This is a genomic window from Stenotrophomonas sp. AG209 (genome assembly GCF_003550055.1).
Lineage (GTDB): Bacteria > Pseudomonadota > Gammaproteobacteria > Xanthomonadales > Xanthomonadaceae > Stenotrophomonas.
Genome location: NZ_QXDB01000001.1, coordinates 743,740 through 770,730 on the forward strand (window position 1 = coordinate 743,740; position 26,991 = coordinate 770,730).

General features: G+C 67.5%; 23 protein-coding genes. 3 read left to right on the forward strand and 20 right to left on the reverse strand.

The window, feature by feature from the left end; genetic code table 11:
* Positions 1 to 41: 41 nt before the first annotated feature.
* On the forward strand, positions 42 to 332 hold the full coding sequence (locus tag DFO63_RS03450) for a putative quinol monooxygenase (protein WP_049443167.1): 291 nt from the start codon (positions 42 to 44) through the stop codon (positions 330 to 332).
* Position 333: 1 nt separating this feature from the next.
* On the opposite strand, the gene DFO63_RS03455 is transcribed toward DFO63_RS03450, so the two are convergent.
* From DFO63_RS03455 to DFO63_RS03525, 15 genes are all read right to left on the reverse strand, one after another.
* Entirely contained in the window at positions 334 to 573 is a 240-nt protein-coding gene (locus DFO63_RS03455; protein ID WP_233490784.1) for a hypothetical protein, read from the reverse strand.
* A gap of 78 nt (positions 574 to 651) precedes the next feature.
* Positions 652 to 2,046, reverse strand: a complete 1,395-nt coding sequence (locus DFO63_RS03460; RefSeq protein WP_049443183.1) for an efflux transporter outer membrane subunit — start codon at positions 2,044 to 2,046, stop codon at positions 652 to 654.
* The gene (locus DFO63_RS03465) at positions 2,033 to 3,196 is read right to left on the reverse strand and encodes an efflux RND transporter periplasmic adaptor subunit (protein WP_119006442.1); all 1,164 of its coding nucleotides are present in this window, start codon (positions 3,194 to 3,196) and stop codon (positions 2,033 to 2,035) included. The genes DFO63_RS03460 and DFO63_RS03465 overlap by 14 nt, the downstream gene beginning before the upstream one ends.
* Positions 3,189 to 6,407 (reverse strand): efflux RND transporter permease subunit, encoded by a 3,219-nt coding sequence (locus DFO63_RS03470; RefSeq protein ID WP_119006443.1) that lies wholly within the window; start codon positions 6,405 to 6,407, stop codon positions 3,189 to 3,191. Before DFO63_RS03470 ends, DFO63_RS03465 begins: the two co-directional genes overlap by 8 nt.
* A gap of 631 nt (positions 6,408 to 7,038) precedes the next feature.
* A complete protein-coding gene (locus DFO63_RS03475) occupies positions 7,039 to 8,418 on the reverse strand; it encodes an ATP-binding protein (RefSeq protein ID WP_049444241.1) in 1,380 nt (459 codons plus the stop codon).
* Positions 8,396 to 9,079, reverse strand: coding sequence for a response regulator transcription factor (locus DFO63_RS03480; RefSeq protein WP_014037608.1), 684 nt, complete (start codon positions 9,077 to 9,079; stop codon positions 8,396 to 8,398). Before DFO63_RS03480 ends, DFO63_RS03475 begins: the two co-directional genes overlap by 23 nt.
* A 95-nt stretch (positions 9,080 to 9,174) precedes the next feature.
* Positions 9,175 to 11,358 carry a PAS domain-containing protein gene (locus DFO63_RS03485; RefSeq protein ID WP_119006444.1) on the reverse strand — a complete coding sequence of 728 codons (2,184 nt, stop codon included), beginning with the start codon at positions 11,356 to 11,358 and terminating at the stop codon, positions 9,175 to 9,177.
* 207 nt (positions 11,359 to 11,565) lie between these two features.
* On the reverse strand, positions 11,566 to 13,953 hold the full coding sequence (locus DFO63_RS03490) for a Tex family protein (RefSeq protein WP_119006445.1): 2,388 nt from the start codon (positions 13,951 to 13,953) through the stop codon (positions 11,566 to 11,568).
* Positions 13,954 to 14,160: 207 nt separating this feature from the next.
* Positions 14,161 to 14,376: a hypothetical protein gene (locus tag DFO63_RS03495; RefSeq protein WP_006452005.1), complete on the reverse strand. Its 216-nt coding sequence runs from the start codon at positions 14,374 to 14,376 to the stop codon at positions 14,161 to 14,163.
* A gap of 759 nt (positions 14,377 to 15,135) precedes the next feature.
* Positions 15,136 to 15,588 (reverse strand): hypothetical protein, encoded by a 453-nt coding sequence (locus tag DFO63_RS03500; protein ID WP_014037611.1) that lies wholly within the window; start codon positions 15,586 to 15,588, stop codon positions 15,136 to 15,138.
* Positions 15,585 to 15,788, reverse strand: a complete 204-nt coding sequence (locus DFO63_RS03505; protein WP_014037612.1) for a PspC domain-containing protein — start codon at positions 15,786 to 15,788, stop codon at positions 15,585 to 15,587. The genes DFO63_RS03500 and DFO63_RS03505 overlap by 4 nt, the downstream gene beginning before the upstream one ends.
* A 67-nt stretch (positions 15,789 to 15,855) precedes the next feature.
* Positions 15,856 to 16,230: a YfeK family protein gene (locus DFO63_RS03510; protein WP_119006979.1), complete on the reverse strand. Its 375-nt coding sequence runs from the start codon at positions 16,228 to 16,230 to the stop codon at positions 15,856 to 15,858.
* 52 nt (positions 16,231 to 16,282) lie between these two features.
* Complete coding sequence (locus DFO63_RS03515) at positions 16,283 to 17,350, reverse strand: class III poly(R)-hydroxyalkanoic acid synthase subunit PhaC (RefSeq protein ID WP_049444248.1); 1,068 nt, start codon at positions 17,348 to 17,350, stop codon at positions 16,283 to 16,285.
* Positions 17,347 to 18,426, reverse strand: coding sequence for a class III poly(R)-hydroxyalkanoic acid synthase subunit PhaE (phaE, locus tag DFO63_RS03520; protein ID WP_119006446.1), 1,080 nt, complete (start codon positions 18,424 to 18,426; stop codon positions 17,347 to 17,349). The genes DFO63_RS03515 and phaE overlap by 4 nt, the downstream gene beginning before the upstream one ends.
* Positions 18,427 to 18,448: 22 nt before the next feature.
* A complete protein-coding gene (locus DFO63_RS03525) occupies positions 18,449 to 19,063 on the reverse strand; it encodes a CDP-alcohol phosphatidyltransferase family protein (RefSeq protein WP_014037616.1) in 615 nt (204 codons plus the stop codon).
* 347 nt (positions 19,064 to 19,410) lie between these two features.
* Between DFO63_RS03525 and DFO63_RS03530 the strand changes: the two genes are divergently transcribed.
* A complete protein-coding gene (locus DFO63_RS03530) occupies positions 19,411 to 20,061 on the forward strand; it encodes a class I SAM-dependent methyltransferase (protein ID WP_119006447.1) in 651 nt (216 codons plus the stop codon).
* 84 nt (positions 20,062 to 20,145) lie between these two features.
* On the opposite strand, the gene DFO63_RS03535 is transcribed toward DFO63_RS03530, so the two are convergent.
* The 5 genes from DFO63_RS03535 to DFO63_RS03555 all read right to left on the reverse strand — a co-directional run bounded on the left by DFO63_RS03535 (position 20,146) and on the right by DFO63_RS03555 (position 24,397).
* The gene (locus DFO63_RS03535) at positions 20,146 to 21,507 is read right to left on the reverse strand and encodes an MATE family efflux transporter (protein ID WP_119006448.1); all 1,362 of its coding nucleotides are present in this window, start codon (positions 21,505 to 21,507) and stop codon (positions 20,146 to 20,148) included.
* A gap of 118 nt (positions 21,508 to 21,625) precedes the next feature.
* Entirely contained in the window at positions 21,626 to 22,243 is a 618-nt protein-coding gene (locus DFO63_RS03540; RefSeq protein WP_101765707.1) for a DUF2239 family protein, read from the reverse strand.
* Positions 22,244 to 22,386: 143 nt separating this feature from the next.
* Positions 22,387 to 22,875, reverse strand: coding sequence for an 8-oxo-dGTP diphosphatase (locus DFO63_RS03545; RefSeq protein WP_101765708.1), 489 nt, complete (start codon positions 22,873 to 22,875; stop codon positions 22,387 to 22,389).
* Between the two features lie 42 nt (positions 22,876 to 22,917).
* Positions 22,918 to 23,427, reverse strand: a complete 510-nt coding sequence (locus DFO63_RS03550) for a DUF1249 domain-containing protein (RefSeq protein WP_032956108.1) — start codon at positions 23,425 to 23,427, stop codon at positions 22,918 to 22,920.
* A 148-nt stretch (positions 23,428 to 23,575) separates the two neighbouring features.
* On the reverse strand, positions 23,576 to 24,397 hold the full coding sequence (locus DFO63_RS03555; RefSeq protein WP_014037622.1) for a pyruvate, water dikinase regulatory protein: 822 nt from the start codon (positions 24,395 to 24,397) through the stop codon (positions 23,576 to 23,578).
* A gap of 144 nt (positions 24,398 to 24,541) precedes the next feature.
* Between DFO63_RS03555 and ppsA the strand changes: the two genes are divergently transcribed.
* Positions 24,542 to 26,920 (forward strand): phosphoenolpyruvate synthase, encoded by a 2,379-nt coding sequence (ppsA, locus tag DFO63_RS03560; RefSeq protein WP_014037623.1) that lies wholly within the window; start codon positions 24,542 to 24,544, stop codon positions 26,918 to 26,920.
* Positions 26,921 to 26,991: the final 71 nt, after the last annotated feature.

The window sequence follows — 26,991 nt, forward strand, 5'->3', positions numbered from 1 at the left end:
CGCCGGCACTATCCTACGGGGCCCGCTTTGCAGGTGCCGACATGCTGAAGGTGATCGCCGAAGACTTCATTCACCCGGAGGCCCTGGCCACCGTCCTTCCGCTGTACCGCGAGCTGGTCGCCTGCACGCAGCGCGAGCCACTGTGCATCAGCTACGAACTGTTCGTCGACGAGAAGGATCCCGGGCACCTCGTCTTCATCGAGCTATGGCCCGACCACGCCGCACTCGACGCCCACTGCGCCAGCGAGCACTTCCAGCGTCTGGTGCCGCAGATCAATGCCTACCAACGCGCACCCTGCCGGTTCGTACTGATGAAGGCCGCTGCGCTGTAGATCATCCGGCGGGGGTCCGGCGCGGTGGCCGGCGGGCACGCCACAGCACCGCGCTTGCTGCCAACGTGCAGGCCAGCGTCAGCACCACCAGCGTCACCGCGCCGCCGTGCAGCACCGGCAGCAACGCCTTCGCATGCAGGTCGTCACGCAGTTGTTCCAGGCGCAACCAGCTGGCCAGCGCCAGGCACCAGCCGACCATGGCCGGCGCATAGGCGGCCACGGCGTTTCGATTCCAGGCCATCATCGTCAGCTCTCTCGTCCGGGGGGAGCGCCAATTGTTCCGCCCCGTCCTCTCACAGGCTGAGACCGCCTCCCGCCGCTACTGCGACCATCCGCCGCCGAGCGCCGCCATCAGCGCCGCACTCGCCTGCAGCTGCCGGCTCTGGATGTCCTGCAGGCCGAGTTGCGCCTGGCGGGCATCGGTCTGCGCGCTGACCACGTCCAGATAGCTCACCGCACCGCCGGTGTAGCGGTCATGCGCGATCTGCTCCGCACGCCGCGCGGCCTGCACGGCCTCCTGCTCGTGGCCACGCTGGGCATCGAGCTGGCGCAGCAGGGTCAGCTGGTCCTCCACCTGGCGGATCGCCGCCAGCACGGTGGCCCGGTACTGCGCCGACGCAGCATCGAATTCGGCCTCGGCCCCGGCCTTGGCAGCCTTGCGGCGGCCGCCATCGAACACCGGCAGTGCAGCCAACGGGCCGAGTGCCCAATAACGGTTGCCCGTATCCAGCAGGGCGCTGCCACCCGAGGTCTGGCCACCCAGCAACCCGGTCAGGCTGAGCTGCGGGAACCACGCGGCGCGCGCCACACCGATGCCGGCATTGGCGGCGAATACCCGCCGCTCGGCGGCAGCGATGTCCGGCCGTCGCTGCAGCAGGTTGCTGGGCAGATCGGCCGGCACCGTCGGCAATGCCGGCAGGCCTGCAGTGGCGACGACGAAGCCTGTGGCGGGGGCACCGACCAGCTCGGCAATGGCATGCCGCAGCAGGTCGTGGCGCGCATCGAGCGCATCCAGATCGGCCTGTGCGCTCGCCAGCTGATGCCGTGCACGGGACACATCCAGCTCCGAAGCGATCTCGCCACGGAATCGGTCTTCGGTCAGCGCCAGCGCCTGCTGGTAGTCCTCGATGCTCGCGCGCAGGATCAGCTGCTGTGCCTCGGCGCCCCTCAGCTGCAGGTAGAGCCCGGCCAGCTGCTGCGACAGGCTCAGCCGCGCGGCGGCCAGGTCATCGCCACTCGCATCGGCGCGCGCCCTGCCGGCGGCCGCCGCGTTGCGCAGCCGCCCCCACAGGTCAAGATCGAACGACAGCGAAAACGTGGCGCTATTGCTGTCATAGATGGCCGGCTGGGTCGCGCTGCGCAGCGGCTTGTCATCGGACTGGCGCTGGCGCACCGGGCCCGTGCTGAAGCCGATCTGCGGTGCGCGCGCAGATGCCACTTCGCCCGCAGCGGCGCGTGCAGCATCGTAGTGCGCCACGGCCAGTGCCAGCGTCGGATTGGCCTGCTCCAGCTGTTGCTGCAGCTGGTCCAGCACCGGGTCATCAAAGGCCTGCCACCACGCCGGTGCCATCGGTGCAGTGGCCACCGCCGCCTCGACCTGCTCGTAGGTCGCCGGCATCGCCACCGACGGCACCTGGTAGGCCGGCGCCAGCGAACAGCCGCCCAGCAGCAGCGTCGCCAGCGCAAGCGCAGCGACACGCTCAGCCGCGGGCATGCGCGGGCTCCTGCTCACCGGCCACCACACGCACATGGTCACCTTCGCGCAACGCATCGGGCGGATTGGGAATGACCCGGTCGCCCGCCTTCAAGCCGCGGTCAATGCGCAACGTGCTGCCCAGATCACTGACGATATGGATGTCGCGCAGATGCACGATGTCCTGGGCGTCGACCACTGCCGCCTGCGTACCCTTGGCACGGAAGATCAGCACCTCGGCCGGCACGCTCACGCCGGCACCGCCGTCCTGCAGCGGCAGGGTCACTTCCGCATAGCTGCCGGGCAGCAGTGCGCCGTCGGCGTTGTCGACCACGAACTGCGCCAGCAGGGTGCCCGAGCTGCGATCGATCGCACTGGAATCCCCATGCAGCGTGGCGGTGAAATGGCGCCCTTCCTGGCCTGGCACCTGCAGCGTGGCTTGCAGCCCGGAGCGGATGCTGGCCGCGCTGTTCTGCGGCACCGGCACCATCAGGCGCAAGCGGCGGGTGTCAGCAATGTTGAACAGCTCGCGGCCGCTGTCATCGGCGCGGATCAGCTGGCCGACGTCGGTCTGGCGCGAAGTAACGGTGCCATCGAAGGGCGCGCGCAACGTACGGTAGCGGCCGAGCTCCTGCAGCCGTGCGTAGTCGGCCTGGGCCGCTTCCACGCTGGCCTGTGCGGCCACCGCATTCGCCTGCTTCTCGTCGGCTTCCTGGCGCGACACCGAATGGCTGCCAAGCATGCCCTGCCAGCGCTCGGCGCTGACCTTGGCCAACGCTGCGTCTGCCTGTACCTGCAGCAGGTGGGCGTGGGCCTGGGCGATCTGCTGGTCCAGTTCCGGGCTGTCGATCACCGCCAGCACCTGGCCGGCCTTGACCGCCTGGCCGATGTCGGCACTCCACGATTTCAGGTAGCCGCCCACGCGGGCATGGATCGGCGCCTCGGTCCAGGCACTCAGGTGTGCCGGCAGGGTCATGGTTCCTGCAGCGCCCTGCCCGCCAGCGATCACCACCTGCACGGACGGGACCGCCTGGCGCTCGGTCCACTCGACCACGGCGTGTGCCTGCTGCGCGCGCAGGGCAAGACCACCGGCCACCAGGACGAGCGCAACAGCCGCGGCCAGGAGCAAGGGACGGCGCAGCGAACGCTGCGGCAGCGAAGACTCAGACATGCAGGGGTTCTCCGGCAGGAGCAGTACGGGTTTTGCGGGAGTGGGCCAATGCGAACACCACCGGAACGAACAACAACGTGGCGCAGGTCGCCAGCAGCAGGCCACCGATCACTGCGCGGCCGAGTGGCGCGTTCTGTTCAGTGGACAGTGCGGTCGGCAGCATGCCCAGGATCATCGCCAGCGCTGTCATGCAGACTGGGCGGAACCGGGTGAATCCTGCTTCAAGCGCGGCCTTGGCCGCGTCACCATGCTCGGCCAGGCGCTCGCGGCAGAAGCTGACCACCAGGATCGAATTGGCCGTGGCCACGCCCATGCACAGGATGGCGCCGGTCAACGCGGGTACCGACAACGTGGTGTGGGTCAGGAACAGCATCCAGACTACGCCGGCCAGGCCCGCCGGCAATGCGGTGATGATCACGAACGGATCGGTCCAGGACTGGAAATTGATGACGATCAGCAGGTAGATCAGCACGATCGCCGCCAGCAGGCCGTAACCGAGGCCGGTGAACGCGACGTGCAGCGCATCGATCTGCCCATGCAGGCCGACCTCGGTACCCCGGGGGCGCTGGCCGGCCATGCCATCGATGACCTTCTGCACATCGGCTGCGACCGCGCCGAGGTCCCGATCCTGCACGCTGGCGTACAGATCCAGCGTGGGCTGCACGTTGTAGTGGGTGACCACTGCGGAACTGGCGCCGCGCTGGATGTCAGCCAGGCCGCCCAGCACCTGCGGCGTGCCACTGCTGCCGGTCACCGGCAGCGCCTGCAACGCGGCCAGGCTGTCCATGCGGTATTGCGGCGTGGCCGCCACGACGCTGTAGGAAATGCCATTCTTCGGGCTCAGCCAGAACGTCGGAGCAACCTGGCCGCTGCCGGCCAGCGACGCCACCATGCTGTTGGTGACATCGCGTTCTGTGATGCCCAGGCCATTGGCGCGCAGGCGGTCAACATCCACCTTCAGGGTCGGATAGCCATCAGGCTGCTGCAGGCGCAGGTCGACCAGGCCCGGCACGTGGCGCAGGCGACGCTGCAGCTCCTGGGCGTAGGCGCGGTTGCCGGCGGCATCCGGCCCGGCGATGCGCACGTCCAGCGGTGCCGGCAAACCGAAGTTGAGGATCTGGCTGCTGGTATCGGCGGGCAGGAACGCGAAGCTGACGCCCGGGAAGGCGGCCGGCAGCACCTCCCGCAGGCGCCGCGCATACTCGGCCGCATCGCCGTGGCCCGGCTTCAGTGACACCTGGATGTCGCCATCCTGCGGGCCGATGGTGCCGCTGGCGCTGTAGGCCATGTTGATGCCGGTCATTGGCAGGCCCAGATTGTCGACGATGGCGTCGATCTCATGCGCCGGCACTTCCTGGCGGATGCGCGATTCGATGCGATCGAACGCCGCCGCGGTTTCCTCGATGCGGGTGCCCAGCGGCAGGCGTACGTGCAGCGACAACGCGCTGGCTTCGGTGGCCGGGAAGAAGTCCTGGCCCAGTGCCGGCAGCAGCGCGAAGGACACCAGCACGCAAGCCATGAAGCCGATCAGGAAGCGGCCGCGATGTGCCAGCGCCAGACCGAGCAGTGCGTGGTAGCGGTCTCGGGTGGCGGAGAAGCCGGCCTCGAAACGCTGCTGCCAGCGCACCAGCGTGGCCGTCAGGCGTGCACGGCGCGGCCGCGGATGATCACCTTCATGATGGTTGAGGAACGCGTCCTCGGGATGATGCCCAACCCCGCCTTCCACGCGATGCGGCCGCAGCAGGTACAGCGCCATGGTCGGCACCAGGGTGCGCGAGAGTATGAAGGAGCTGCCCATGGCGAAGATGACCGCCAGCGCCATCGGCCGGAACAGGTAACCGGCGATGCCATCAAGCAGGAACATCGGCACGAACACGATGCAGATGCACAGCAGCGATACGAACGCCGGGCCGACGATCTGCGCGGCGCCATCGAGGATCGCCTCGCGCACGCCCTTGCCCTGCTCCAGGTGCCAGTTGACGTTCTCGATGGTGACCGTGGCATCGTCGACCAGGATGCCCACGGCCAGCGCCAGGCCGCCCAGCGTCATCACGTTGAGGGTCTGCCCGGCGGCCGACAGCAGCGCGATGGCCGACAGCACCGCCAGCGGGATCGAGGCGGCAATGATGACGGTCGAACGCCAGCTGCCAAGGAACACCAGGATCATCACACTGGTCAGCAGCGCGGCGATGATGCCCTCGCGGGCGACGCTGCTGATCGATTCGCGCACGAAGGTGGACGCATCGCCCAGCAACGAGATCTTCAGCGACGGCGGCAGCGACTCCCCGATCTGCGGCAGCATCGCGCGGATGCGGCTGACGAGCGTGAGCGTGGATGCATCGCCGTTCTTCAACGCGGCCATCAGCACCGAATGGCCGCCGTTGACCCGCACGATGTTGGTCTGCGGCGGCGAGCCGTCGCGCACGTGGGCCACCTGGCCGATGGTGACCACCGCACCATTGACGGTGCGGATCGGCAGGTCATTGAGCGCTTCGATCTCGTTGGGGCTGTTGTTGAGCAGCACGGTGAATTCATTGCTGCCCAGCTTGGCGGTACCGACCGGGGTGATCTGGTTCTGCGCCGCCAGGGCGTTGCCCACGTCCTGGGCCGACAAGCCCTTGGCGGCCATCGCCTGCGGGTCCAGGTCGAGGGTGATCTGGCGCTGCTTGCCGCCGTAGGGGGCGGGAATGGCCAGGCCCGGAATCGAGGTCAATGGCGGGCGCACCGTGTTCTGCGCAAGGTCGCGGATCTGCGACTCGCCCAGCGTCGGGCTGGAGAACGCCATCTGCAGCACCGGCACGGTGGAGGCGCTGTAGTTGAGGATCAGAGGCGGCGTCATGCCGGCCGGCATCTGCTTGACCATGGTCTGCGAGATCGCGGTGATCTGCGCATTGGCGGTGCGGATGTCCACGCCGGGCTGGAAGAACACCTTCACCACGCCCATGCCGGCCAGCGACTGCGATTCGATGTGCGCGATGTCGTTGACGGTGGTGCTGAGCGCACGCTCGTATGGCGAGATCACCCGCCCGGCCATCGCATCGGGCGACAGGCCGGTGTACTGCCAGACCACGGCGACAACCGGGATGCCGATATCGGGAAACACGTCAGTGGGGGTGCGCAGCGCGCTGAGCGGACCGACGATGCAGATGAAAATGGCCATCACCACGAAGGTGTAAGGCTTGTTGAGCGCGGTCCTGACCAACCCGAGCATGCGGCTCTCCAACGGTGCCACTGCCCACCGCGGGCAGCGCAGGTCGGCAAGTATCCGCGTTGCCAGCTAAAACAAGGCTGTGCCGCAGATGAAACATATTTCATGAAGGGGTTTTGTTGCAGGGCTGCGCCCTGCACCTGCTTCAAACCAGAGCAACGTCAAATGCCAGAGCGGCATTCCGTGGGATTGCGGGGCACTGTGGGTTTGCGGGGACGCCGTAAACCCGTCCATGGGGGCTTGGTCGCGGCATCCATGCCGCTCACACCCCGCAAACCCACAGTTCCCCGCCTTCGACAGATTCCGGCGGCTGTTGGTAGGTGTCGACCTTGGTCGACACATCCGTCAGATATCGAATGAAATTCCGGGGTCAGATCCGTTTTCCTCCGGAAAACGGATCTGACCCCACGAGCTGTTCCAACAGATCGCAGAAAACTGTCGAAGGCGGGGTGGGTCCGGTTGCGGGGGCGTGAGCCGCATGGATGCGGCGACCGAGCCCCCATGGACGTATTTACGGCGTCCCCCGCAGCCGGGCCCACCCCGCCCCCCCCACGGAATGCCAGCTTCTGCCTTTGACGTTGACGTTGATTGCAGCAGGTGCAGGGCTGCAAACCCTGCAAAAAAAGAACACTCTCTACAGCAGCTGCGGTCGGCACAGCAGGCTGAAGCGGGCGCCGCCCAGCGTGGACTGCGCCACCTGCAGGCGGAACCCGTGCAGGCCGGCGATGGCTGCCACGATCGACAGGCCCAGACCGAATCCTCCGCCCTTGCTGGCCTCCGCGCGATGGAAACGCTGGAACACCAGGCTGCGTTCGGCGTGCGGTATGCCCGGGCCCGAATCCTCCACCACGATGCTGGTAGCTCCCTCCTCCACCTGTGCCGACAGCTGTACGCGGCCGCCCTCCGGTGCGAACCGGATCGCGTTGTCGAGCAGGTTGCCGATCGCCTCGAACAGCAGGCCGCGGTCGCCCACCACGCCCGACAGGCCAGCGGCCAGTTCCAGCTGCAGCCACTGGCCCTTCTCCTCCGCCAGCGGCGCGTAGAACGCGTGGATCTCCTGCAGCAACGCTTCCGGCGCCAGCGTGTCGAACCCGGAGCGGCGCTGGTGGTCCTCCAGCTCGGAGATCCGCAGCAGCGCGCGGAAACGCACCATCAGTGTGTCGGTTTCTTCCAGCACCTGCTCCAGTGGCAGCGCCTGCGGATCACCGTCCTGTACCTGCTGCCGCATGCGGTACAGCTGCGCACGCACGCGCGTCAGTGGCGTGCGCAGATCGTGGGCGATGTTGTCGCATACCCCTTTGACCTCGGTCATCAACTGCTCGATGCGGTCGAGCATGGCGTTGACGATGGACGCCAGCATGTCCAGTTCGTCGCGGCGGTTGGCCAACGGCAGGCGCTGGCCCAGGTCGCCTGCAACGATCCGCGCAGTGGCCTGCTCGATGGCCTGGATGCGGCGCAGCGGCCGCCGCCGCAGCAGGTGCCAGCCAAGCAGCCCCGGCAGCAGGGTCAACGACACACCCCACAGCAGGGCGTCGAGGATCAGGTGATTGACCTCGTTCAATGGCCCGCTGTAGCGCACCAGCACCAGGATGCGGCCGTCGCGGGTCGGCATCGCCAGGCCGAAGCCGCGCTTGCCACGTGCGTTCACATCGGCAATCGGCAGGCCGGACACCGGATGCGCGCTGCCATCGAGCGGCAGCTGCGCCGGCAACGACTTCAGCATGCCGGCAATCGGCTGGCCCTCGGGGGTGAACAACCCGTAGGCATCGATGCCATGCAGGTCATAGCGGCGGTTTTCGCGCAGTGCTGCGGTCAGGCCATCACCGGTGAAGTGCTCAAACAGGTGCGCACGTTGCAGCACCGCTGACTGTGCCAGCTCGTCCAGGTACAGCGACACCCTCCAGTACAGCACCCCCAGCAGCACGCACGACCAGGCCACGAACAGCAGGCTGTACAAGCCCAGCAGGCGACTGCTGGACGAGCGCCAGCCGTCAGACAGTTTCGCTGAGGACATAGCCGCTGCCACGCACGGTACGGATCAGCGACGGCGCGTCGGCCTGGTCCAGCTTGCGCCGCAGGCGGCCGATGTGCACGTCGATCAGGTTGGTGCCCGGGTCGAAGTGATAGCCCCACACTTCCTCGAACAGCATCATCCGGGTCAGTACCTGGCCGGCGTTGCGCATCAGGTATTCCAGCAGCTTGAACTCGGTCGGCAGCAGGCTCAGGCTGCGCCCGCCGCGGTGGGCGGTACGCGCCAGCAGGTCCAGCTGCAGATCCCCCACGCACAGCAGGGTCTCGTTGCCCGCCGGGCGCTGGCGGCGACGCAGCAGCACCTCCACCCGCGCGGCCATCTCGTCGGAGGCGAACGGCTTGGTCAGGTAGTCATCGCCGCCGGCACGCAGGCCGCGCACCCGCTCATCGACATCCGACAGCGCACTGAGCATCAGCACCGGCGTATCGATGCCGATCCGGCGCAGGGTGGTGACGATGGCCAGGCCATCCAGCCCGGGCAGCATGCGATCCAGCGTGATTGCGTCGTAGTCGCCACTGGCCGCGCGCACCAGGCCTTCGCGGCCGTCGGCCACCCAGTCCACCTGCAGGCCATGGCTGCCCAGCTCCGCCACAATTTCCTGGGCCGTGATGGCGTCATCCTCGATGGTCAATACGCGCGACATGGGCACCGCTGAAGTCCAGACTGGCCCATGCTCGCCAAATCAGCCGGCGCGGGCAAATGAAACATCCTTCATCCATCCCGGCGGTGCGGGCCGGTTCAGCCTGGTTCGCCGTCGTCACCCGGAAGCTCGGACAGCTCGCCCTGCACCTGCACGTTGTTGCGGCCCATCGCCTTGGCCCGGTAGCACTGGGCATCGGCCGCAGCCACCGCCTGGTCCACGCTCATGCCGCCGGCCAGCGGCGCGATACCGATGCTGGCACCGATCCGCAGCCGGTCCTGGTCCCAGGGAATGGACAGGGAGGCCAGCGTATGCAGCAGTTCACCGCCGATGCGGGCCGCACGACGTGGCGTACAACCGGACAGGATCACCGCGAATTCATCACCGCCCAGCCGCGCCACCACGTCCGAATCGCGCACGCCATGGCGCAGCACGCTGGCCACCGCCCACAGCACGGCATCGCCGGCCAGATGGCCCCAGGTGTCGTTGACCGGCTTGAAGCGGTCCAGATCGATGTACATCAGCGAGGCGGCCTGGCCGGTGCGCTCGACGCGGGTGATCGCCTGCTGCAGGTGCACCTCCAAGCCGCGACGGTTGCTCAGCTCGGTCAACGGGTCGATCTCGGCCAGGTGGCGGGCCTCGCGCTGGCGCGCACGCTGCTGGGTGTCGTCGCGCAGCACCCAGACCGCGCCGCGCACATGGCCTTCGTCATCGCGCAGCCAGGCGCGGGTCAGGTCCACCGGCACCGTTGCCGCGCCCAGCCGCAGCAGCAGGTCGGCGTGCAGGTCCACTGCATTGCTCTCCGGGTCCAGCAGCACCGACACATCCAGTACCGAGCCGGGCGCGTACTCGGTGGTCAGCGCCAGCACGTCCTGCACCTTGTGCCCGGCCAGCGACAATGCGCCATCTCCGGCCAGGGTGCGCACCGCGGCCGCGTTGGCGTAGTCGATGCGGCCATCAAGGCTGACGCTGAGCACCAGGTCGGCCACCGCATCCAGGGTGATGCGGCTGCGTTGTTCGCTCTCGAACAGGCGCTGCTCGCTGCTGCGCTGGGCGGTGATGTCCTGGATCTGCGACACGAAATGCAGCGGTTCGCCGTGCTCGTTGCGCACCAGCGACACCGACAGCCGCGCCCAGATGATGCGGCCGTCGCGGTCGAGATAGCGCTTTTCCAGGTGGTAGTGGCTGCGTCGCCCGGCCAGCAGGTCCTGCACCAGGGCCAGGTCGGTCTGCAGGTCATCGGGATGGGTCAGACGCTGGAAATCCACCTGCAGCAGCTCTTCGCGCGGGTAGCCCAGGATCCGGCACAGCGCGTCGTTGACATCCAGCCAGCGCCCCTCCAGCGAGACCAGGGCCATGCCCAGCGCGGCGGAGGTGAACGCGCCAGCGAACTTCTCCGCCGACAGTCGTGCTTCGGCGCGCGCCTGCAGGATCTCGGTGATGTCGATGGCCATGCCGACGTAGCCGATGCGCGCGCCCTCGGCACTCTCCATGCGGCTGATCGACAGGCGCACCTGGCGTGACTGGCCATCCTTGCGCAGCAGCGTCCACTGCCGCGAGTAGGTCTGCCCGTCGGCACGCGCGCTCAGCGCCTCGAACACGCCGGGAAGATTGCCATCAGCATCGGCCAGCGGTCGCATCCAGGCCTTCAGCTCATCCGGATCGTGGAAGGCATCAAGCCGGCGCTGGCCGACCACCTCCGCCGCGCTGTAGCCCAGCAGGTGCTCCGCCCCCGTGTTGAACAGGGTGATGGTGCCATCGGTATCGGTGGCGATCACCGCCACCTCATCGGACGCATCGACCACGGCCTGCAGGCGTTGCCGGGTCTCGGCCGCGTCCTGCCTCGCCTGCTGCAGCTCGGTGACGTCGGCATGCGCGCCGGCCATCCACAACGGCTTGCCCTGCCCGTCCCATTCGAACACCCGCCCACGGTCCTGGATCCAGATCCACTGCCCGTTCTTGTGGCGCATGCGCAGCAGGCAGGCGTAGTTGTCGGTGCGGCCTTCGAAATGCTCATCCAGCGCCGCATCGGACAGCGCGATGTCATCGGGATGGACCAGCTTCAGGAACGTCTTCTGGCAGATCGGTTCCAGCTCATCCAGGCGGTAACCGACAATCTCGGCCCAGCGCGCATTGACCCGCATCTCGCCGGTCTGCACGTTCCATTCCCAGGTTCCCGCAGCGGTACCGTCGATGATCATCGCCAGCCGGCGACGCTCTTCCGCCAACTCCTGCAGGCGGCGCTCCAGCAGTCCATTGCCGTGGGTGCCCTGGCCCGGCATCACTCCGGTCCCCTGCCGGCACGGGCAGGCGCCGACCGCAGCGCAACGCTGCGGCCTGCGACGAAGACGGCGGGTCGTGCTGGCGTCATGGCCCTCCCCAGCGACAGCGGGGAGGCCAAACGCCCCCCTCAGGCGCAAGTGTGCGCAATCACGGGGAAAACCGACAAGTCCCCCGCCCCGGATCAACCGTGACGGGGGGCACGATCCTCAGCTGCGCTTGGCCCGGGCAAAGGCCTCGGCCAGGGCATTGTTGGCCGGCGGCGCAGACTGGGCAGGACGGCCACCAGAGCCCTGGCCGCGGTTCGGTCCACGGTTCTGGCCGCCAGCGTCACGGCGCGGCCCCTGGCCCTGGCCGCGCTCATCGCGCTGGCCCGGGCGGCTGGTGGCCTGGCCCGGGGTATCGTCCAGGCGCCGGGTCAGGGCGATGCGCTTGCGCGCCACATCCACCTCCAGCACCTTCACCTTGACGATGTCACCGGCCTTGACCACGTCGCGCGGGTCCTTCACGAAGGTATCGGAGAGCGCCGAGATGTGGATCAGGCCGTCCTGGTGCACGCCGATATCGACGAAGGCTCCGAAGGCGGCCACGTTGCTGACCACGCCCTCCAGCACCATGCCCTCGCGCAGGTCCTTGATGTCCTCCACGCCCTCGGCGAAGCGCGCCGCCTTGAACTCCGGGCGCGGGTCACGGCCCGGCTTCTCCAGCTCCTTGAGGATGTCGCGCACGGTCGGCACGCCGAAGGTGGCATCGGTGAACTGCTCGGCCTTCAGGCCACGCAGGAAGCTGCCATCGCCGATCAGCGCCTTGATCGGGCGCGCGGTGCTGGCCACGATGCGCTCAACCACCGGATAGGCTTCGGGGTGTACCGCCGAGGCGTCCAGCGGCTGGTCACCATCGGCGATACGCAGGAAGCCGGCACACTGCTCGAAGGTCTTCTCGCCCAGGCGCGCGACCTTGAGCAGATCCTTGCGACGCTTGAACGGGCCGTTGTCGTCACGATGGCGCACGATGTTCTCGGCCACGGTGGAAGACAGGCCAGACACCCGCGACAGCAGCGCAGCCGACGCGGTGTTCACGTACACGCCGACCGCGTTCACGCAGTCCTCCACGCGCGCATCCAGCGCCCGGGCCAGGCGGTACTGATCCACGTCGTGCTGGTACTGGCCGACCCCGATCGCCTTGGGCTCGATCTTCACCAGTTCGGCCAGCGGATCCTGCAGGCGGCGCGCGATCGACACCGCGCCACGCAGCGACACGTCCAGCCCCGGGAATTCCTTCGCCGCGAACTCGGACGCCGAGTACACCGACGCACCCGCCTCGCTGACCACCACCTTCTGCAGCTTCGGGTTGGCGACAGCCTTGATCGCTTCGCCGGCCAGCTTGTCGGTTTCGCGGCTGGCGGTGCCGTTGCCGATCGCGATCAGTTCCACGTTGTGCTTGGCGCACAGCTGCTTGATCGTCTGCAGCGACTGCTCCCACTGGCGACGCGGCTCATGCGGGTAGATGGTGTCGGTGGCGACCAGCTTGCCGGTGGCATCGACCACGGCAATCTTGCAGCCGGTGCGGATGCCCGGGTCCAGCCCGAGTACGGTCTTCGGGCCGGCCGGTGCGGCCAGCAGCAGGTCCTTCAGGTTGTCGCCGAACACCGCAATGGCTTCGGCCTCGGCCTTCTCGCGGGCCTGGTTGAACAGGTCCAGCAGCAGATGGGTGTGCAGCTTGGCGCGCCAGGTCAGGCGGCAGGCATCCAGCAGCCAGCGGTCGGCGGCACGGCCCTGATCGGCGATGCCGGCCTTGCGCGCCACGCGTCCTTCGGCGTACTGATGGCCGGCTTCGGCATCGCTGCCCGGGTCCAGTTCCAGGAACAGGATCTCCTCGCGGCGCGCACGGAACAGTGCCAGCAAGCGGTGCGATGGAATCTTCGCCAGCGCCTCCGCATGCTCGAAATAATCGCGGTACTTGGCGCCTTCGGTTTCCTTGCCCTCGGCCACGCGGGCGCGGATCACGCCGGTCTCGCCCAGCCAGGTGCGCAGCTCGCCAACCAGCGCGGCATCTTCGCCCCAGCGCTCCATCAGGATCGCGCGGGCGCCTTCCAGCGCGGCCTTGGTGTCGGCCACGCCCTTGTCGGTGTCGACGAAACCAGCGGCAAAGACCTGCGGGTCCTGCGTCGGGTCGGCCAGCAGGCCATCGGCCAGCGGCTCCAGGCCGGCCTCGCGGGCGATCTGGGCGCGGGTACGGCGCTTGGGCTTGTACGGCAGGTACAGGTCTTCCAGCCGGCTCTTGGTATCGGCGGCCAGGATGTCGTTGCGCAGTTCGTCGCTGAGCTTGCCCTGCTCGCCGATGCTGGCCAGCACCGCCGCGCGCCGGTCTTCCAGTTCGCGCAGGTAAGTCAGGCGCACTTCGAGGTTGCGCAGCTGGGTGTCGTCCAGGCCCCCGGTCACTTCCTTGCGGTAGCGCGCGATGAACGGAACGCTGGCGCCCTCGTCGAGCAGGCCGACGGCGGCACGTACCTGGGCGGACTGGGCACCGATCTCGTCGGCGATGGTCTGGGCGATCTGCTGGGCGAGCGCGCTCTGGGCGTTCTTGGCGTCGTGCATTGCTTCAGGTCTGTGCCGCGTTTCGAGAAGACCCCATTCTGGCAATCCACAACGGAGCCGGACAAGGCATTGACAGGGGGCGAGGTTCAGCGGCGGGGCCGGAGTGGACGCCGGCATCCTGGCGAAGAGAGGGCTCGGACTGGCCCTGGGCTGGGATGCCGGCGCGGGCGCACGATGGTGGGCGCGCCCTGCCGCGTGTTGCGAAGGTCAGCGGTAGTGGCGGGCGGCGCGCTGCATGACGATGTCGTCACGCATGCTTTCCAGGGCCATCAGGCGGACCTTGCCGACACCCTGCAGTTCCATGAACCGCTCCGTGTAGAACTCCGGCCCCAGCGCGGTGTCGGCGCGGGATTTGCTGAAGCCGTAGGGCACCACGCCCTTCTCGCCATCCTTGCTACCACCGACATAAAGAACGATTGCCATGTGATGTATTCCTCCAAATTGCTACTGCGTACTGCACTCGATGAGCGATGCTGCGAGCTCATCGAGGGAGAGCTTACCGCGTCGAACCTGACTGGAACGTCACGAAGGCTAATGACGATCGGTTGCATGCAGATGACTGCGGGATCGCAGCAGAATGCTTACGGATCTTTAACTTCCGGCTAACGAATACGCAGGGGATTCCCGCCAACGGCGCAGCCCCTCGTGGGTGGTTTGGTTGGTCGCGGAAAGCCGGTTTCCTGTGGGCTGGCCGGGAGGGTGGGTAGGCCGGGGACGCCGTGAACCCATCCATGGGGGCTTGGCCGCGGCATCCATGCCGCGGACACCCCGGCCTACCCACCCTCCCGACCGCTGACAGATTTCGGTGGCCTGCCACCCACGGAGAAGAAAAAAGAAGATCAAAAGCAATGGCAGCCTGGCTGGCCGCTTTTTGTAAAGTCGAGCCCACGCTCGGCTGCTTTCAGGCCAGTCCGCGAAGCCGAGCGCAGGCTCGGCTCTACACGAGCAAGCGCAGCGCGCGACCCGCTTCTGCTGTTCCTTTTCTTCTCCGTGGCTGGACGCGCACGGAAACTGTCAGGGGTCGGGCGGGGTGGGTTCGCGGGACCGTTGGCGCCATGGATGGCGCCATCGAGCCCCCAGGGACGGGTTTACGGCGTGTCCCGCGAACCCACCCCGCCCGACCCAATCACATGAAACATATTCCGCGACCAAGCCACGAGGGGCTGCGCCGTTGGCTGGAACCTACGGCCACCAGCCACGCCCGAACCGGGCGAAATGATCCGCCGCGCGCTCGAACGGGTTGCGCGCACTCACGCCACCACACAGCAGGTATACCGGCAGGTACAGCGGCCCCAGCACCATGTACTGGTACACGTGCGCGCGCTCGTGGTCGTCCAGCCGGATCAGCGGCTCCACGCCCCACCCGGCCTGGTGCGCATAGGTGCGGCAGGAAATGCCCAGGTCATGGCCGGTATGCAGGATCACATTGCCCAGCGTGATCGCCCCGCCCGGCCCCCACGGCCAGCGGTCGAACACCAGGGCGCAGTCCCGCCCGCTCCAGCGCAGCGTCGCGCCGCCGAGCATGCCGGCCAGGCCACCGATCAGGCCGAGCAGGGAATTGGGGGACGCCCATGCCGCGCCCAGCACCTGCAGCGCGCGCAGCCAGACCGGCCAGGGCTCCGGAGCAGTCTTCAATCGGCCTCGTTCGGCATCAGCAGCCACAGGATCAGGTAGACCAGGATGCCGGGGAAAGCCGCCGAGCCGATCGAGACCAGCACGAACACGATCCGCACCAGCGTGGGGTTCCAGCCAAAGCGGTGGGCGATTCCGCCCATCACGCCGGCAATCATGCGGTCGTTCAGCGAGCGCGACAGCGTCTTGGGCGTGGTGTTCATGGCGGCGTCTCCTCGGCTTGCGGGCAGAACCAGTCGAGCATGGCTCGACTCTACACCCGGGCCGTGTCTACGGCGTGCGGTGACGCAATGCCTGCAGGCGTGCACCGAACCAGGCCGCTGCCGTCTGTTCAGGCTGCCCCGGGCACTGGATGCGATAGGGCTTGCCGCTCATGCTGCTCTGGCTGGCGGCGCGCTCGATGAACTGCTCGGCGCTGTCCACCATGTCCTTCTTCAGCAGGTAGTCGTACTTGCGCTGCAGGTGCGCGCGCGCATCGCTGCCGTCGTACCAGCTGCCATTGCGCTGGAACCGGCATTGGGAGCCGTCCAGGCTGGAGATCAGCTGGGCGATTTCTCTTCGCGCATCCGCGCTGGGGGCGGCCTGGGCAAGGGGCGCTGCCAGCAGCAGCGTGGCAAGCAGCTGCGAAATCCTTTGCGACATCATCATTCTCCATGCAGTCGAGCATGGCTCGACGCTACAAAAACCGAAGCAGCCTTTACGCGTCGCGCGCCTTCAACCAGCCATCGATCGTGGCCGGCACTTCGCGCTGTGCGCGGCCGGACACGTAGATGCCGATATGGCCGCCGCGGAAACTGGATTCGGTGTAGTCGTCCGTACCCAGGCGTCCACGCATTGCGCGCGAGGCATCCGGCGGCACCAGATGGTCCTGCTCGGCATAGATGTTCAGCACCGGCAGGGTCACCTGCGACAGATCCACCGCTTCCTCGCCGATCCGCACCGTGCCGTTCACCAGCCCGTTACCCTGGTAGAACTGCTTGATGAAGTCGCGGAACGCCTCGCCCGCCAGGTCCGGTGAATCGAAGATCCACTTCTCCATGCGCAGGAAATCCTCCAGCGCTGCCTTGTCATCGAGGATGTCGAGCAGGCCGACGTACTTCTGCACGTTCAGGCGGAACGGCTTGAGCATCAGGTAACTGGCATTCATCAGGTCGGCCGGGATGTTGCCCAGCGTGTCGACCAGCAGGTCCACGTCCACCTGCCGCGCCCAGTGCGAGAGCATGTTGTCGGCGGTCTGGAAATCAACCGGGGTGACCATGGTGATCAGCTTGCCCAGCTTCTGCCGGCGCAGTGCGGCGTAACACAGCGCGAACACGCCGCCCTGGCAGATGCCGAGCAGGTCGACCGGGCCACCACTGCGCGCGCGCAGCGCATCCACGGCGCCATCGATGTAGCGCAGCAGGTAGTCCTCCAGGGTCTGGAAGCGCTCCGAGCGATCCGGGTAGCCCCAGTCCAGTACGTAGACGTCCTGGCCCAGCGCCAGCAGCTTCTGCACCAGCGATCGGTCGGCCTGCAGGTCGACCATGTACGGCCGGTTGACCAGCGCGTAGACGATCAGCAGCGGCGTGCGCCGGGTCGGTGCCTGCTCGCCGACGAAGCGGTACAGCACCACCTTGCCGTCGCGCCAGACTTCCTCGCGCGCGGTCACGCCATAGTCCACGTCTTCCACCTGCGGCAGCAGCTTCAGCCCTTCCATCAGCTTGCGCTGCATGGCCAGGGTTTCCTGCATCAGGTCATCGGCGTTGAAGCCCAGCGGTCCTTTCATCGGTCACGCGCCCGCGTGGAAGTGCGAGGTGCAGCCTTTTTCGCGGGCGCCTTCTTCGCAGACACCTTTTTCGCAGACGCCTTCTTTGCCGGCGCGGCCTTCTTCGCGGCCTTGCGCGCGGCAGGCTTCACCTTCGCCGGTGCCGGCTGCGCCACCGGATCGACCTCGCCCGTACCGGCCATGGCCACCACCTGCGCCTGCAGGCGGCGCAGGCTGCGCTCCAACTCGGCGATGCGGCGGTGTGCTGCGTCCATCTCGCTGCGGGTCGGCAGGCCGATCCGTTCACTCATCTGTTCCACCTCGCGCTGCAGGCCGGCGCGCAGCCGCATCTGTGCGTTGCCCAGCGCGGCGTATACCTGCTGGAACGGCTCGGACATGGCGACCTTGGCGTAGGCTTCCTCCGCCACTTCAATCCACAGGTCGAACATCGCGCGGGCGCTGGTCAGCTGGCTGCCGGGCTGCTCGTGCTCGGCCAGCCGCTGCTCGAACAGTGCGAAGGCCTCGTCCAGCGCCTGCTTGATCTGATCGACGTAGGCGCGCGAATGCTGCTGGTATTCCTCCTGCGCACGCAGCAGGGCCTGCCACCGCGCCTGATGCTCGCGGCCAGGCCCGAACGCCGGGCTCTGCAGCCACGGGCCGGCCTGCAGCTGGAACTGCTGCAGCCAGGCGGCGAATTCCGGCACCGCGGCACCGGCGTGGGTGCTGCCACGCGCGCCCTGCAGCATCCATTGCAGCATGCCGTCACCCTGCCCCTGCACCGCTTCGCGCCAGGCCTGGGCGACGTCGGCACTGCTGGCGTCGCGGCCGGCAAACCGGGCGGCGACTTCCTGCATGGTGCCGTACCAGCTGCCCGCCTGTTCGCGGAACCGGCGCATGGCATCTTCCGGCGCGCCGTGCGCCTGTTCGGGCAGCAGCTGGCCCCACCAGTCGAACAACCGCTGCCAGCTGCCGGGATCGTCACCGGCCGGGGCGCCGGGCGTGCTCGCATGGCGCAGGGCATCGCCCCAGGCGCCGAAGTACTGCCGGGCCAGGGCTTCGAAATCACTGCTGCCGGTGTCGTGGGCAGAGCTGGTCATCGCAGGCCTCCGCAGGGCTGGCTCATGGCTTGGGGATACGCAGGGTCTTGCTGATCATCAGCGACCCGGACAGGGCGAACAACAGCACCATCGGGTGCAGCTGCCACGGGCCGATCTGCCACTGGCCGAACCAGATGTTCTGGCCGATGGCATCGGTACCGGCGGCGATCGCCAGCACGATCACCAGCAGCAGGCTGGTCGGGATCGGGGTGCCCTCGAAATACGCGACCTTGCCCTCGTCGCCGGCCAGCGCCTCGGCGGTGACGTTGTAGCGTGCCAGGCGGCTGACACCACAGCAGACGAAGTAGCTCAGTACCAGCCAGTCCCAGCCGCCCTGCATGCCGCAGGCATACGCCAGCGCTGCCGGTGCCACGCCGAAGGAGATCACGTCGGACAGCGAGTCCAGTTCGCGGCCGAGGGTGGAGCTGGACTTGCGCCAGCGCGCGATGCGCCCGTCGAGGGCGTCGAAGATGAAGGCCAGCGGGATCAGCGCCATGCCGAACAGCAGGTAGCCGCGCTCGCCGTCCTGCAGGAAGCGCATCGCGGCAAACACCGCACCGGTGCCGCAGAAAGCATTGGCCAGGGTGAACCAGTCGGCCAGCTGGAATTCGCGCAGCATCGAGAAGTGACGTTTCATGGGGTCTCACGGAGCATCAAGGCCCACAGGTTACCGCGAGCGCCGCCGCTGGCGACAGCGCTGGCAGGGCCACTCCTTCACCGCTCCCTCACCCGTCGTCACCGGCGGTGAATTTTTCGCCACCCATCTTGACAGCCTAGGGGGGTGGCGCCTGTCGCGGCTTATCCACAAAGTTGCCCACGCGTAATCCACACCCCCTGTGGACAACCAGATCTCACCGACTGCGACGGTGGACATTTCCTCATCACCCTTCCGCGGGGTTTCCCTACTTCCCAAGCGGCAGAGTCGGCGCTATGGTCATCGGCGGGCCCGCCGCCGCCACGTCCGAAACCCACCGACGGACGACGATGACGATGCTGGATGCCTCCTCCCTGGCCGCGCAGCTGCGGCAGCCCCATGGCGACGCCGCACTGGCGGTGGCCGATTCAATGAATCGCAGCAACGGCGCGCTCAACCGCGCGGCGATCGGCCTGCTGGCGGTGTCGGCAGGCGAACGCATCCTGGAGATCGGTCCCGGCAACGCCGCCTTCGCGCCCGCGCTTCTGCAGGCCGCGGACAGCCAGTACCTGGGGATCGAACTGTCCGCTGCCATGGTCGAGGCCGGCAATCAGCGCCTGAGCGCCGCCGGGCTGAGCGACCGTGCCACGATGCGCCTCGGCGACGCCCATGCCCTGCCAGTCAGCGATGCCTCGATGGATGCGGCGCTGGCGGTCAATACCCTGTACTTCTGGCCAAACCTGGCCCCGGTGCTGGACGAGCTGGCGCGGGTGCTGCGCCGGGGCGGCCGCTTGTGCCTGGCGTTTGGCGATGCGGCCTTCATGCGCAGCCTGCCGTTCGCCGCCGATTTCCAGCTGCATGAACTGGACGCGGTGGAGCTGGCCCTGCGGGTATCCGGCTTCCGCGTCTCGGCCTGGCGCAGCCACCGCGAAACCGCAAGCGGCAATGACGGCCAGACCCGCGAAAAGCACTTCCACCTGCTGCTGGCACAGCGGCGCTGAAGTGGTAGAGCCGGCCGCTGGCCGGCTGCCCCGACCGCTGGCCGGCTGCCCCGACCGTTCCGGGTTGCCGGCCAGAGGCCGGCACTACCCAGCCTGCACCCGACGCCAACGCGCGAAACAGAACACCTGCATCACCAGCATCGCCAGCAACCCCAGCGGCCACGCCCACCACACGCCGGCCAGCCCATGCCGCGCCTGCAACCACATCGCCAGCGGCAGCTCCAGCAGCAGTACCGCCGCCATGCCCAGCAACGCGGGCAGCAAAACCGTTCCGCTGCCGCGCATCACCCCGACCAGCACAGTGCTGCCTCCCATCGCCAGCACGCCCCACGCTACTGTGCGCAACTGCAGCGTGGCCAGTTCGCGCGCTTCGGTCGTCACCAGGATCAGCCCAGTCAGCCAGGGCGCCAGCACCATCACCAGCAGCACCACCGCGCTCAGCATCGCCAGTCCAAGCAGCACGCCGGCGCGGGCGATGGCGGGCAGCCGCGCCGTACGCCCCGCGCCCATCGCATGCGCCGCGAGGATGGTGGCGGTAATGCCCAGTGACATCGCCGGCAGCTGCACCCAGCTCATCAACTGGTTGACCGCACCATAGGCGGCCGTGGCCGTGTAGCCGTAGCGGTTGATCCAGCCCAGCAACACGATCTCGGCAATGGCCAGGCTGAGCATCTGCAACGAAGACGGCACGCCGATGCGCAGCATCTCGCGGATGATCGCGCCGTCGAAACGGATGGCGCGCAGCAGGTCACGGCCCGGCGCCAGCGGATGCCGCACCCGATGCCAGCGCCACAGCAACCAGGCCAGGGCCAGCAGCGACGCGAACGCCGCGGATACGGCCGCACTGGCCGAACCCAGCTGCGGCAGGCCTGCCCCGCCCAGGATCAGCAGCGGCGTGCACAGCAGACCGACCGCCGTGGCCAGCAGCAGCGCATGCAGCGGCGACGTCGCATCGCCCACTGCACGGCTCACGGCAGTGGCCAGCCACAGCAGGAAGAACGCCGGGGCCGCCAGCAGCAGCACGCGCGCATAGACAATGGACTCACTGAGGACCGCTGCCGGCGTACCCAGCGCCGCCAGCAGCTGTGGCGCGAAACCGCCGCCCAAGGCCATCACCAGCACCGACAACAGCAGGATCAGCGCCACCGCGCTGCCAGCCACCGCGCGTGCCTGCTGCGGGCGACCCGCGCCCCAGGCCTGGCCGATCAACACCATTGCGCCCGTGGCCAGGCCCATCACCAGGGCCAGCAGCAGGAAGAAGACCGGGAAGAACGCGGCGGCCGCAGCCACCGCCTGTGTGCCAAGCAGGTGGCCGAGATAGATGTTGTCCAGCGTGCCTGCGGCCAGCTGCAGCGCATTGGTCAGCAACATCGGCAGCAGCAGCGTCAGGTAGGTGCGCCAAAGCGGGGGTGCTGCCGGAGGTATCGGATGTACAGGGGTGCTCATGGGGTTCTCTGGGCAAGGCGCCGCCCTGCCCGGCGTTTCCGCCAGCAAAGCAAGCACAGGGGAAGCGGGCCGCGGCCCGCGATCAGATGACGCCGTCGCTCAGCAACGGCGCGATGGCTCAGCCGTCAGCGTCTTCGAAGGCCAGGCGCAGGGCGTGGTCACGCACGTCCTCGGGCCAGGAATGCAGCGCCGCTTCCAGGCCCGCGCGGTCGTGCGCGAACAGCACGCGGATGGCCTCCTCGAAGCCCGGCAGGTCACCGGCGATGGCCTGCAGGAAGTGATAGGCACGCTCGCTGTGGCGGCGCTGCCGGTCCTTGTCGGCACCGGCACGGCTGGCCGCTTCCACCAGCCTGCGCAGTACCACGGAAGCCCCACCCGGCTGTTCGGCCAGCCACGCCCAATGGCGCGGCAACAGCGTCACTTCGCGGGCGACCACGCCCAGCTTGGGGCGGCCACGGCCACGCGGGGTTGCGGGTGCATCTTCGGCAGTGGCATCGGCCTCCGCCTCCATGGCGGCGGGAAACGCTTCGGTCACCCGCGCCAGCAGTTCTGCGTCGCTGCCGCGCGTGTCGAAATCGCGGGTTCGGCCGCTGGCGTTGTCGAATACCAGCAGCGGACCGGCGGCGTTGTCGGCACGCAGCTGTTTCAACGCCAGCGCAGCCACTTCAGGGGTACCGGAAGCGACCAGGCGATGGCCGTCGAAACAGCTGAAGGGAGGAAGTCGGGACGCAGGCATGGCAATGGCATCAGAGGTGACGCGCCAATATTGCCCGGGTAATTTACGGGAGTCAATATTGCCCGGGTATTAATTAACCAGGGGAGCGTGCCAACCAAGGTTGGCACCCACCCGAAAGGTTGGCGCCCACCCGATTCTTCGGGTCACAGACGACTGTAGGACCAGCTGACCATGCGGCCGTCCTTGTACGGCATCACCCCATGGAACGGGCGCGGGTCGGCGTCGAACACCAGCGGCAGGAAGTTGCGGTCGCCCTCCCACATCGGCAGCGTGTCCAGCTTGTCCAGGTCCACCCACTCCAGCGTGCCCTCGTGGTTGCCGCCGTGCGGGGTGCCCTCGAATCCATCGATGACGAACACGAAGCCCAGCCAGTCCTCGCCGTGCTTGCCGAAGCCCGGCCAGCTGATGGTGCCGCGCAGGTGCATGTCGGTGCAGAGGATGCCGGCTTCCTCGGCGATCTCGCGGCGCATGCTGGCCGCCACATCCTCGTCCGCTTCGATCTTGCCGCCCAGCCCGTTGTACTTGCCCAGGTGGTGGTCACCGGGACGGGTGTTGCGGTGGATCATCAACACCTGGCGACGATCGGGCGACAGCACATAGCCCAGGGTGGCGACGATCGGGGTATACGGCATGGGGCAGCATCCAGCGGCAGGTCAGCCGTGGATTATGGCCGATCAGCGCACCAGCGACAGGCGGCGCTCGGCGGGCGTGCCGGCGCCGTCGGGATCGCGGCGCAGGGTGGCGACACCGTGGCCACGCTCGGCCAGGTATTCCAGCCACTTGCCGAGGAAGGTGTTCATCCGCATGCGGTGGCTGATCAGCTCCGCCGGCGGCGGGTACAGGCCCATGGTGTCCTGCCAGCGACGACCGACGTAGCAGTGGGTGGTCTCGGCCTGGCGCGCGTCACGGTAAAGGCGCACATATGCCGAGGGATCCGGCTCACCGGTGACCGGGTCGGCCAGGTCGTAGGTCAGGCGCAGTTCCACCGTGTAGCGGTGGCACTCGATCACGTCCAGGCGGACATCCAGGCCGTCGCCGATCGAGGAAATGTAGCTGCCCGCCACCAGTCCGGCCGGTTCGAACAGGCGCACCAGGTGGCGGTAGTTTTCCGCGTACAGGCCCATGAGCCAGCTGAGCCGGCTCAGGCGGGGAATGCGTTCGGTGCGGGGCGAGGCTTGGGCCATGGGTCGATCCTACACGTTGGTGCTTCAACGTGGGGGCGCACACGTGCAAGCCAACCCCTGGGTAGTGCCGGCCGCTGGCCGGCAGCCCTGCATCGCAGCCGAGGGTTCATCGGCCAGCCGGCCAGCGGCCGGCTCTACTAGGTGAGGATCAATACAGCTCGCGCTGCAGACCCAGCGTGGCCAGCACCTTGCTGGAAATCTCCTCGATCGAGGTATGCGTGGTGCTCAGGGTCGGGATCCGCTCCATGCGGAACATGGTCTCGGCCGCGGCCACCTCGCGCTTGCAGGTGTCCAGGTTGGCGTAGCGCGAGTTCGGGCGACGCTCCTGGCGGATCTGCTGCAGACGATCCGGGTCGATGGTCAGGCCGAACAGCTTGCGCCGGTAGGCACGCAGCCGCGGCGGCAGGCGGTCACTTTCCAGGTCTTCGTCGGTCAGCGGGTAGTTGGCCGCGCGCACCCCGTAATGCAGGGCCAGGTAGATGCAGGTGGGCGTCTTGCCGGCGCGCGACACCGCCACCAGGATCACGTCGGCATCGTCGTAGTTCACCGCGATCCCATCGTCATGGGTCAGGGCGAAGTTCATCGCGTTGATGCGGCGGTGGTAGGTGTCGAAATCGACCATGCCGTGGGCCTGGCCGACCCGCGCCAGGCGCGGACTGGCCAGTTCACGCTCCAGCGGCTCGATGAACGGCGCGAACACATCCAGCATCAGCGCCCCGCTGTCGGCCAGGATCAGGCTCAGGCTCTGGTCCACGCAGGAGTTCACCACGATCGGCCGGACCTGGTACCGCTCCCCCGCCGCCTGGATCCGGGCACAGGCTTCACGCGCTTTTTCGGGGTCGTCGACAAACGACATGCGGTCGGTAATGAAGCTGAACCCGGAGAACTGGGTAAGCAGGCTATGCCCAATGGTTTCAGCGGTGATACCGGTTCCATCGGAAACGTAGAACACCGGACGGATGGTCGACATGCGCGCTTTTACCCCCTACGAAGCTTAAAAAGGCCGCCAGCACAAGCTTGTGCCGACGGTGCTCTGCCCGGCATCATATCGGCTTCTTCCTACGGACGCGGCCACTCAGCCCGCCTCGGGCGATGGCCAAACGGAGCATCGCGCTTGAACGAGAACATCCTGTGGTTGCACGAACTGCGTCTGGCCGATCTGGCCCGCGTAGGCGGCAAGAATTCGTCGCTGGGCGAGATGATCGGCAACCTCGCCGGTCTGGGCGTTTCGGTGCCGGGCGGTTATGCCACCACCGCTGAAGCCTTCAAGGACTTCATCGCGCACAACGATCTGTCCAAGCGCATCTTCGACAAGCTGGCCACGCTGGACGTCGAGGACGTCAACGCACTGACCGCCGCCGGCAAGGAAATCCGCACCTGGGTGATCGATGCGCCACTGCAGCCGCAGCTGGACCAGGACATCCGCACCGCCTACGCCCAGCTGAGCGCCGACAATGGCGGCGGCGACGTGGCCGTGGCCGTGCGTTCCTCGGCCACCGCCGAGGATCTGCCGGATGCCTCCTTCGCCGGCCAGCAGGAAACCTTCCTCAACGTCACCGGTGCCGACGACGTCGTGCACAAGGTCAAGGAAGTGTTCGCCTCGCTGTACAACGACCGCGCCATCGCCTACCGCGTGCACCACGGCTTCAAGCATGAGGACGTGTTCCTGTCCGCCGGCGTGCAGCTGATGGTGCGTTCGGGCGTCGGTTCCTCCGGCGTGCTGTTCACCCTGGACACCGAGTCCGGCTTCCGCGACGTGGTGTTCGTCACCTCGTCCTTCGGCCTGGGCGAAATGGTCGTGCAGGGCGCGGTCAACCCGGACGAGTACTACGTCTACAAGCCCACCCTGCAGGCCGGCAAGCCGGCGATCCTGCGCCGTTCGCTCGGCAGCAAGGCGATCCGCATGGTGTACTCGGATGTCCCGGGTGAGCGCGTCAGGATCGAGGACACCCCGGTCGAACTGCGCAACACCTTCTCGATCAGCGACGAGGACGTGCAGGAACTGTCCAAGCAGGCGCTGGTCATCGAAAAGCACTACGGCCGCCCGATGGACATCGAGTGGGCCAAGGACGGTGTCAGCGGCAAGCTGTTCATCGTGCAGGCCCGCCCGGAAACGGTGAAGTCGCGCAGCCATGCCACCCAGATCGAGCGCTTCGCGCTGACTGAAAAGGGCGGCAACGTGCTGGCCGAAGGTCGTGCCGTCGGTGCCAAGATCGGCTCGGGCGTGGCCCGCGTGGTGAAGACGCTGGATGACATGAACCGCGTGCAGCCGGGCGACGTGCTGATCGCCGACATGACCGATCCCGATTGGGAGCCGGTGATGAAGCGCGCTTCGGCCATCGTCACCAACCGTGGCGGCCGTACCTGCCACGCCGCGATCATCGCGCGCGAGCTGGGCGTGCCGGCCGTGGTCGGTTCGGGCAACGCCACCAAGGTGATCGAAGATGGCCAGCTGGTCACCGTCAGCTGCGCTGAAGGCGATACCGGCTTCATCTACGAAGGCAAGCTCGGCTTCGAGCGCACCACCACCGATCTGGGCAACATGCCGCCGGCACCGCTGAAGATCATGATGAACGTGGCCAACCCGGAACGTGCCTTCGACTTCGGCCAGCTGCCGAACGCCGGCATTGGCCTGGCCCGCCTGGAAATGATCATCGCCAGCCACATCGGCATCCACCCGAACGCGCTGCTGGAATACGACCGCCAGGACGCAGCGACGAAGAAGAAGATCGACGAGAAGATCGCCGGCTATGGTGATCCGGTCAGCTTCTACGTGGATCGCCTGGCCGAAGGCATCGCCACCCTCACCGCCTCGGTCGCCCCGAACGCCGTGATCGTGCGCCTGTCGGACTTCAAGTCCAACGAGTACGCCAACCTGATCGGCGGCAGCAACTACGAGCCGCACGAAGAGAACCCGATGATCGGCTTCCGCGGCGCCAGCCGTTACGTCGACCCGAGCTTCTCGGCCGCCTTCGCGCTGGAGTGCAAGGCCGTGCTGCGCGTGCGCAACGAAATGGGCCTGGACAACCTGTGGGTCATGATTCCGTTCGTGCGCACCCTGGAAGAAGGCCGCAAGGTCATCGAGGTGCTGGAACAGAACGGCCTGAAGCAGGGCGAGAACGGCCTGAAGATCATCATGATGTGCGAAGTGCCGTCCAACGCACTGCTCGCCGATGAGTTCCTGGAAATCTTCGACGGCTTCTCGATCGGCTCCAACGACCTGACCCAGCTCAGCCTGGGCCTGGACCGTGACTCGTCGATCGTCGCGCACCTGTTCGACGAACGTAACCCGGCAGTGAAGAAGCTGCTGTCGATGGCGATCAAGTCGGCACGTGCCAAGGGCAAGTACGTTGGCATCTGCGGCCAGGGCCCGTCCGATCATCCGGATCTGGCCGAATGGCTGATGCAGGAAGGCATCGAGTCGGTGTCGCTGAACCCGGACACCGTGGTCGATACCTGGCTGCGCCTGGCCAAGCTGAAGGCCAACGGCTGATGCCATGATGGGCTGACGTCGTGTTCATCGGCGTCCGCCCATACTGCTGCTGCACGCAAGCCCCGCCTCTG

Excerpts from the sequence above, each read along its gene's own strand:
- DFO63_RS03475 (WP_049444241.1), bottom strand. The coding sequence starts at position 8,418 with ATGTCCTCAGCGAAACTGTCTGACGGCTGGCGCTCGTCCAGCAGTCGC.
- DFO63_RS03470 (WP_119006443.1), bottom strand. The coding sequence starts at position 6,407 with ATGCTCGGGTTGGTCAGGACCGCGCTCAACAAGCCTTACACCTTCGTG.
- DFO63_RS03505 (WP_014037612.1), bottom strand. The coding sequence starts at position 15,788 with ATGAACACCACGCCCAAGACGCTGTCGCGCTCGCTGAACGACCGCATG.
- phaE (WP_119006446.1), bottom strand. The coding sequence starts at position 18,426 with ATGACCAGCTCTGCCCACGACACCGGCAGCAGTGATTTCGAAGCCCTG.
- DFO63_RS03515 (WP_049444248.1), bottom strand. The coding sequence starts at position 17,350 with ATGAAAGGACCGCTGGGCTTCAACGCCGATGACCTGATGCAGGAAACC.
- DFO63_RS03480 (WP_014037608.1), bottom strand. The coding sequence starts at position 9,079 with ATGTCGCGCGTATTGACCATCGAGGATGACGCCATCACGGCCCAGGAA.
- DFO63_RS03460 (WP_049443183.1), bottom strand. The coding sequence starts at position 2,046 with ATGCCCGCGGCTGAGCGTGTCGCTGCGCTTGCGCTGGCGACGCTGCTG.
- DFO63_RS03525 (WP_014037616.1), bottom strand. The coding sequence starts at position 19,063 with ATGAAACGTCACTTCTCGATGCTGCGCGAATTCCAGCTGGCCGACTGG.
- DFO63_RS03530 (WP_119006447.1), top strand. The coding sequence starts at position 19,411 with ATGACGATGCTGGATGCCTCCTCCCTGGCCGCGCAGCTGCGGCAGCCC.
- DFO63_RS03535 (WP_119006448.1), bottom strand. The coding sequence starts at position 21,507 with ATGAGCACCCCTGTACATCCGATACCTCCGGCAGCACCCCCGCTTTGG.
- DFO63_RS03450 (WP_049443167.1), top strand. The coding sequence starts at position 42 with ATGCTGAAGGTGATCGCCGAAGACTTCATTCACCCGGAGGCCCTGGCC.
- DFO63_RS03550 (WP_032956108.1), bottom strand. The coding sequence starts at position 23,427 with ATGGCCCAAGCCTCGCCCCGCACCGAACGCATTCCCCGCCTGAGCCGG.
- DFO63_RS03455 (WP_233490784.1), bottom strand. The coding sequence starts at position 573 with ATGGCCTGGAATCGAAACGCCGTGGCCGCCTATGCGCCGGCCATGGTC.
- DFO63_RS03555 (WP_014037622.1), bottom strand. The coding sequence starts at position 24,397 with ATGTCGACCATCCGTCCGGTGTTCTACGTTTCCGATGGAACCGGTATC.
- DFO63_RS03495 (WP_006452005.1), bottom strand. The coding sequence starts at position 14,376 with ATGGCAATCGTTCTTTATGTCGGTGGTAGCAAGGATGGCGAGAAGGGC.
- DFO63_RS03545 (WP_101765708.1), bottom strand. The coding sequence starts at position 22,875 with ATGCCGTATACCCCGATCGTCGCCACCCTGGGCTATGTGCTGTCGCCC.
- DFO63_RS03540 (WP_101765707.1), bottom strand. The coding sequence starts at position 22,243 with ATGCCTGCGTCCCGACTTCCTCCCTTCAGCTGTTTCGACGGCCATCGC.
- DFO63_RS03465 (WP_119006442.1), bottom strand. The coding sequence starts at position 3,196 with ATGTCTGAGTCTTCGCTGCCGCAGCGTTCGCTGCGCCGTCCCTTGCTC.
- DFO63_RS03510 (WP_119006979.1), bottom strand. The coding sequence starts at position 16,230 with ATGATGTCGCAAAGGATTTCGCAGCTGCTTGCCACGCTGCTGCTGGCA.
- DFO63_RS03490 (WP_119006445.1), bottom strand. The coding sequence starts at position 13,953 with ATGCACGACGCCAAGAACGCCCAGAGCGCGCTCGCCCAGCAGATCGCC.
- DFO63_RS03485 (WP_119006444.1), bottom strand. The coding sequence starts at position 11,358 with ATGCCGGGCCAGGGCACCCACGGCAATGGACTGCTGGAGCGCCGCCTG.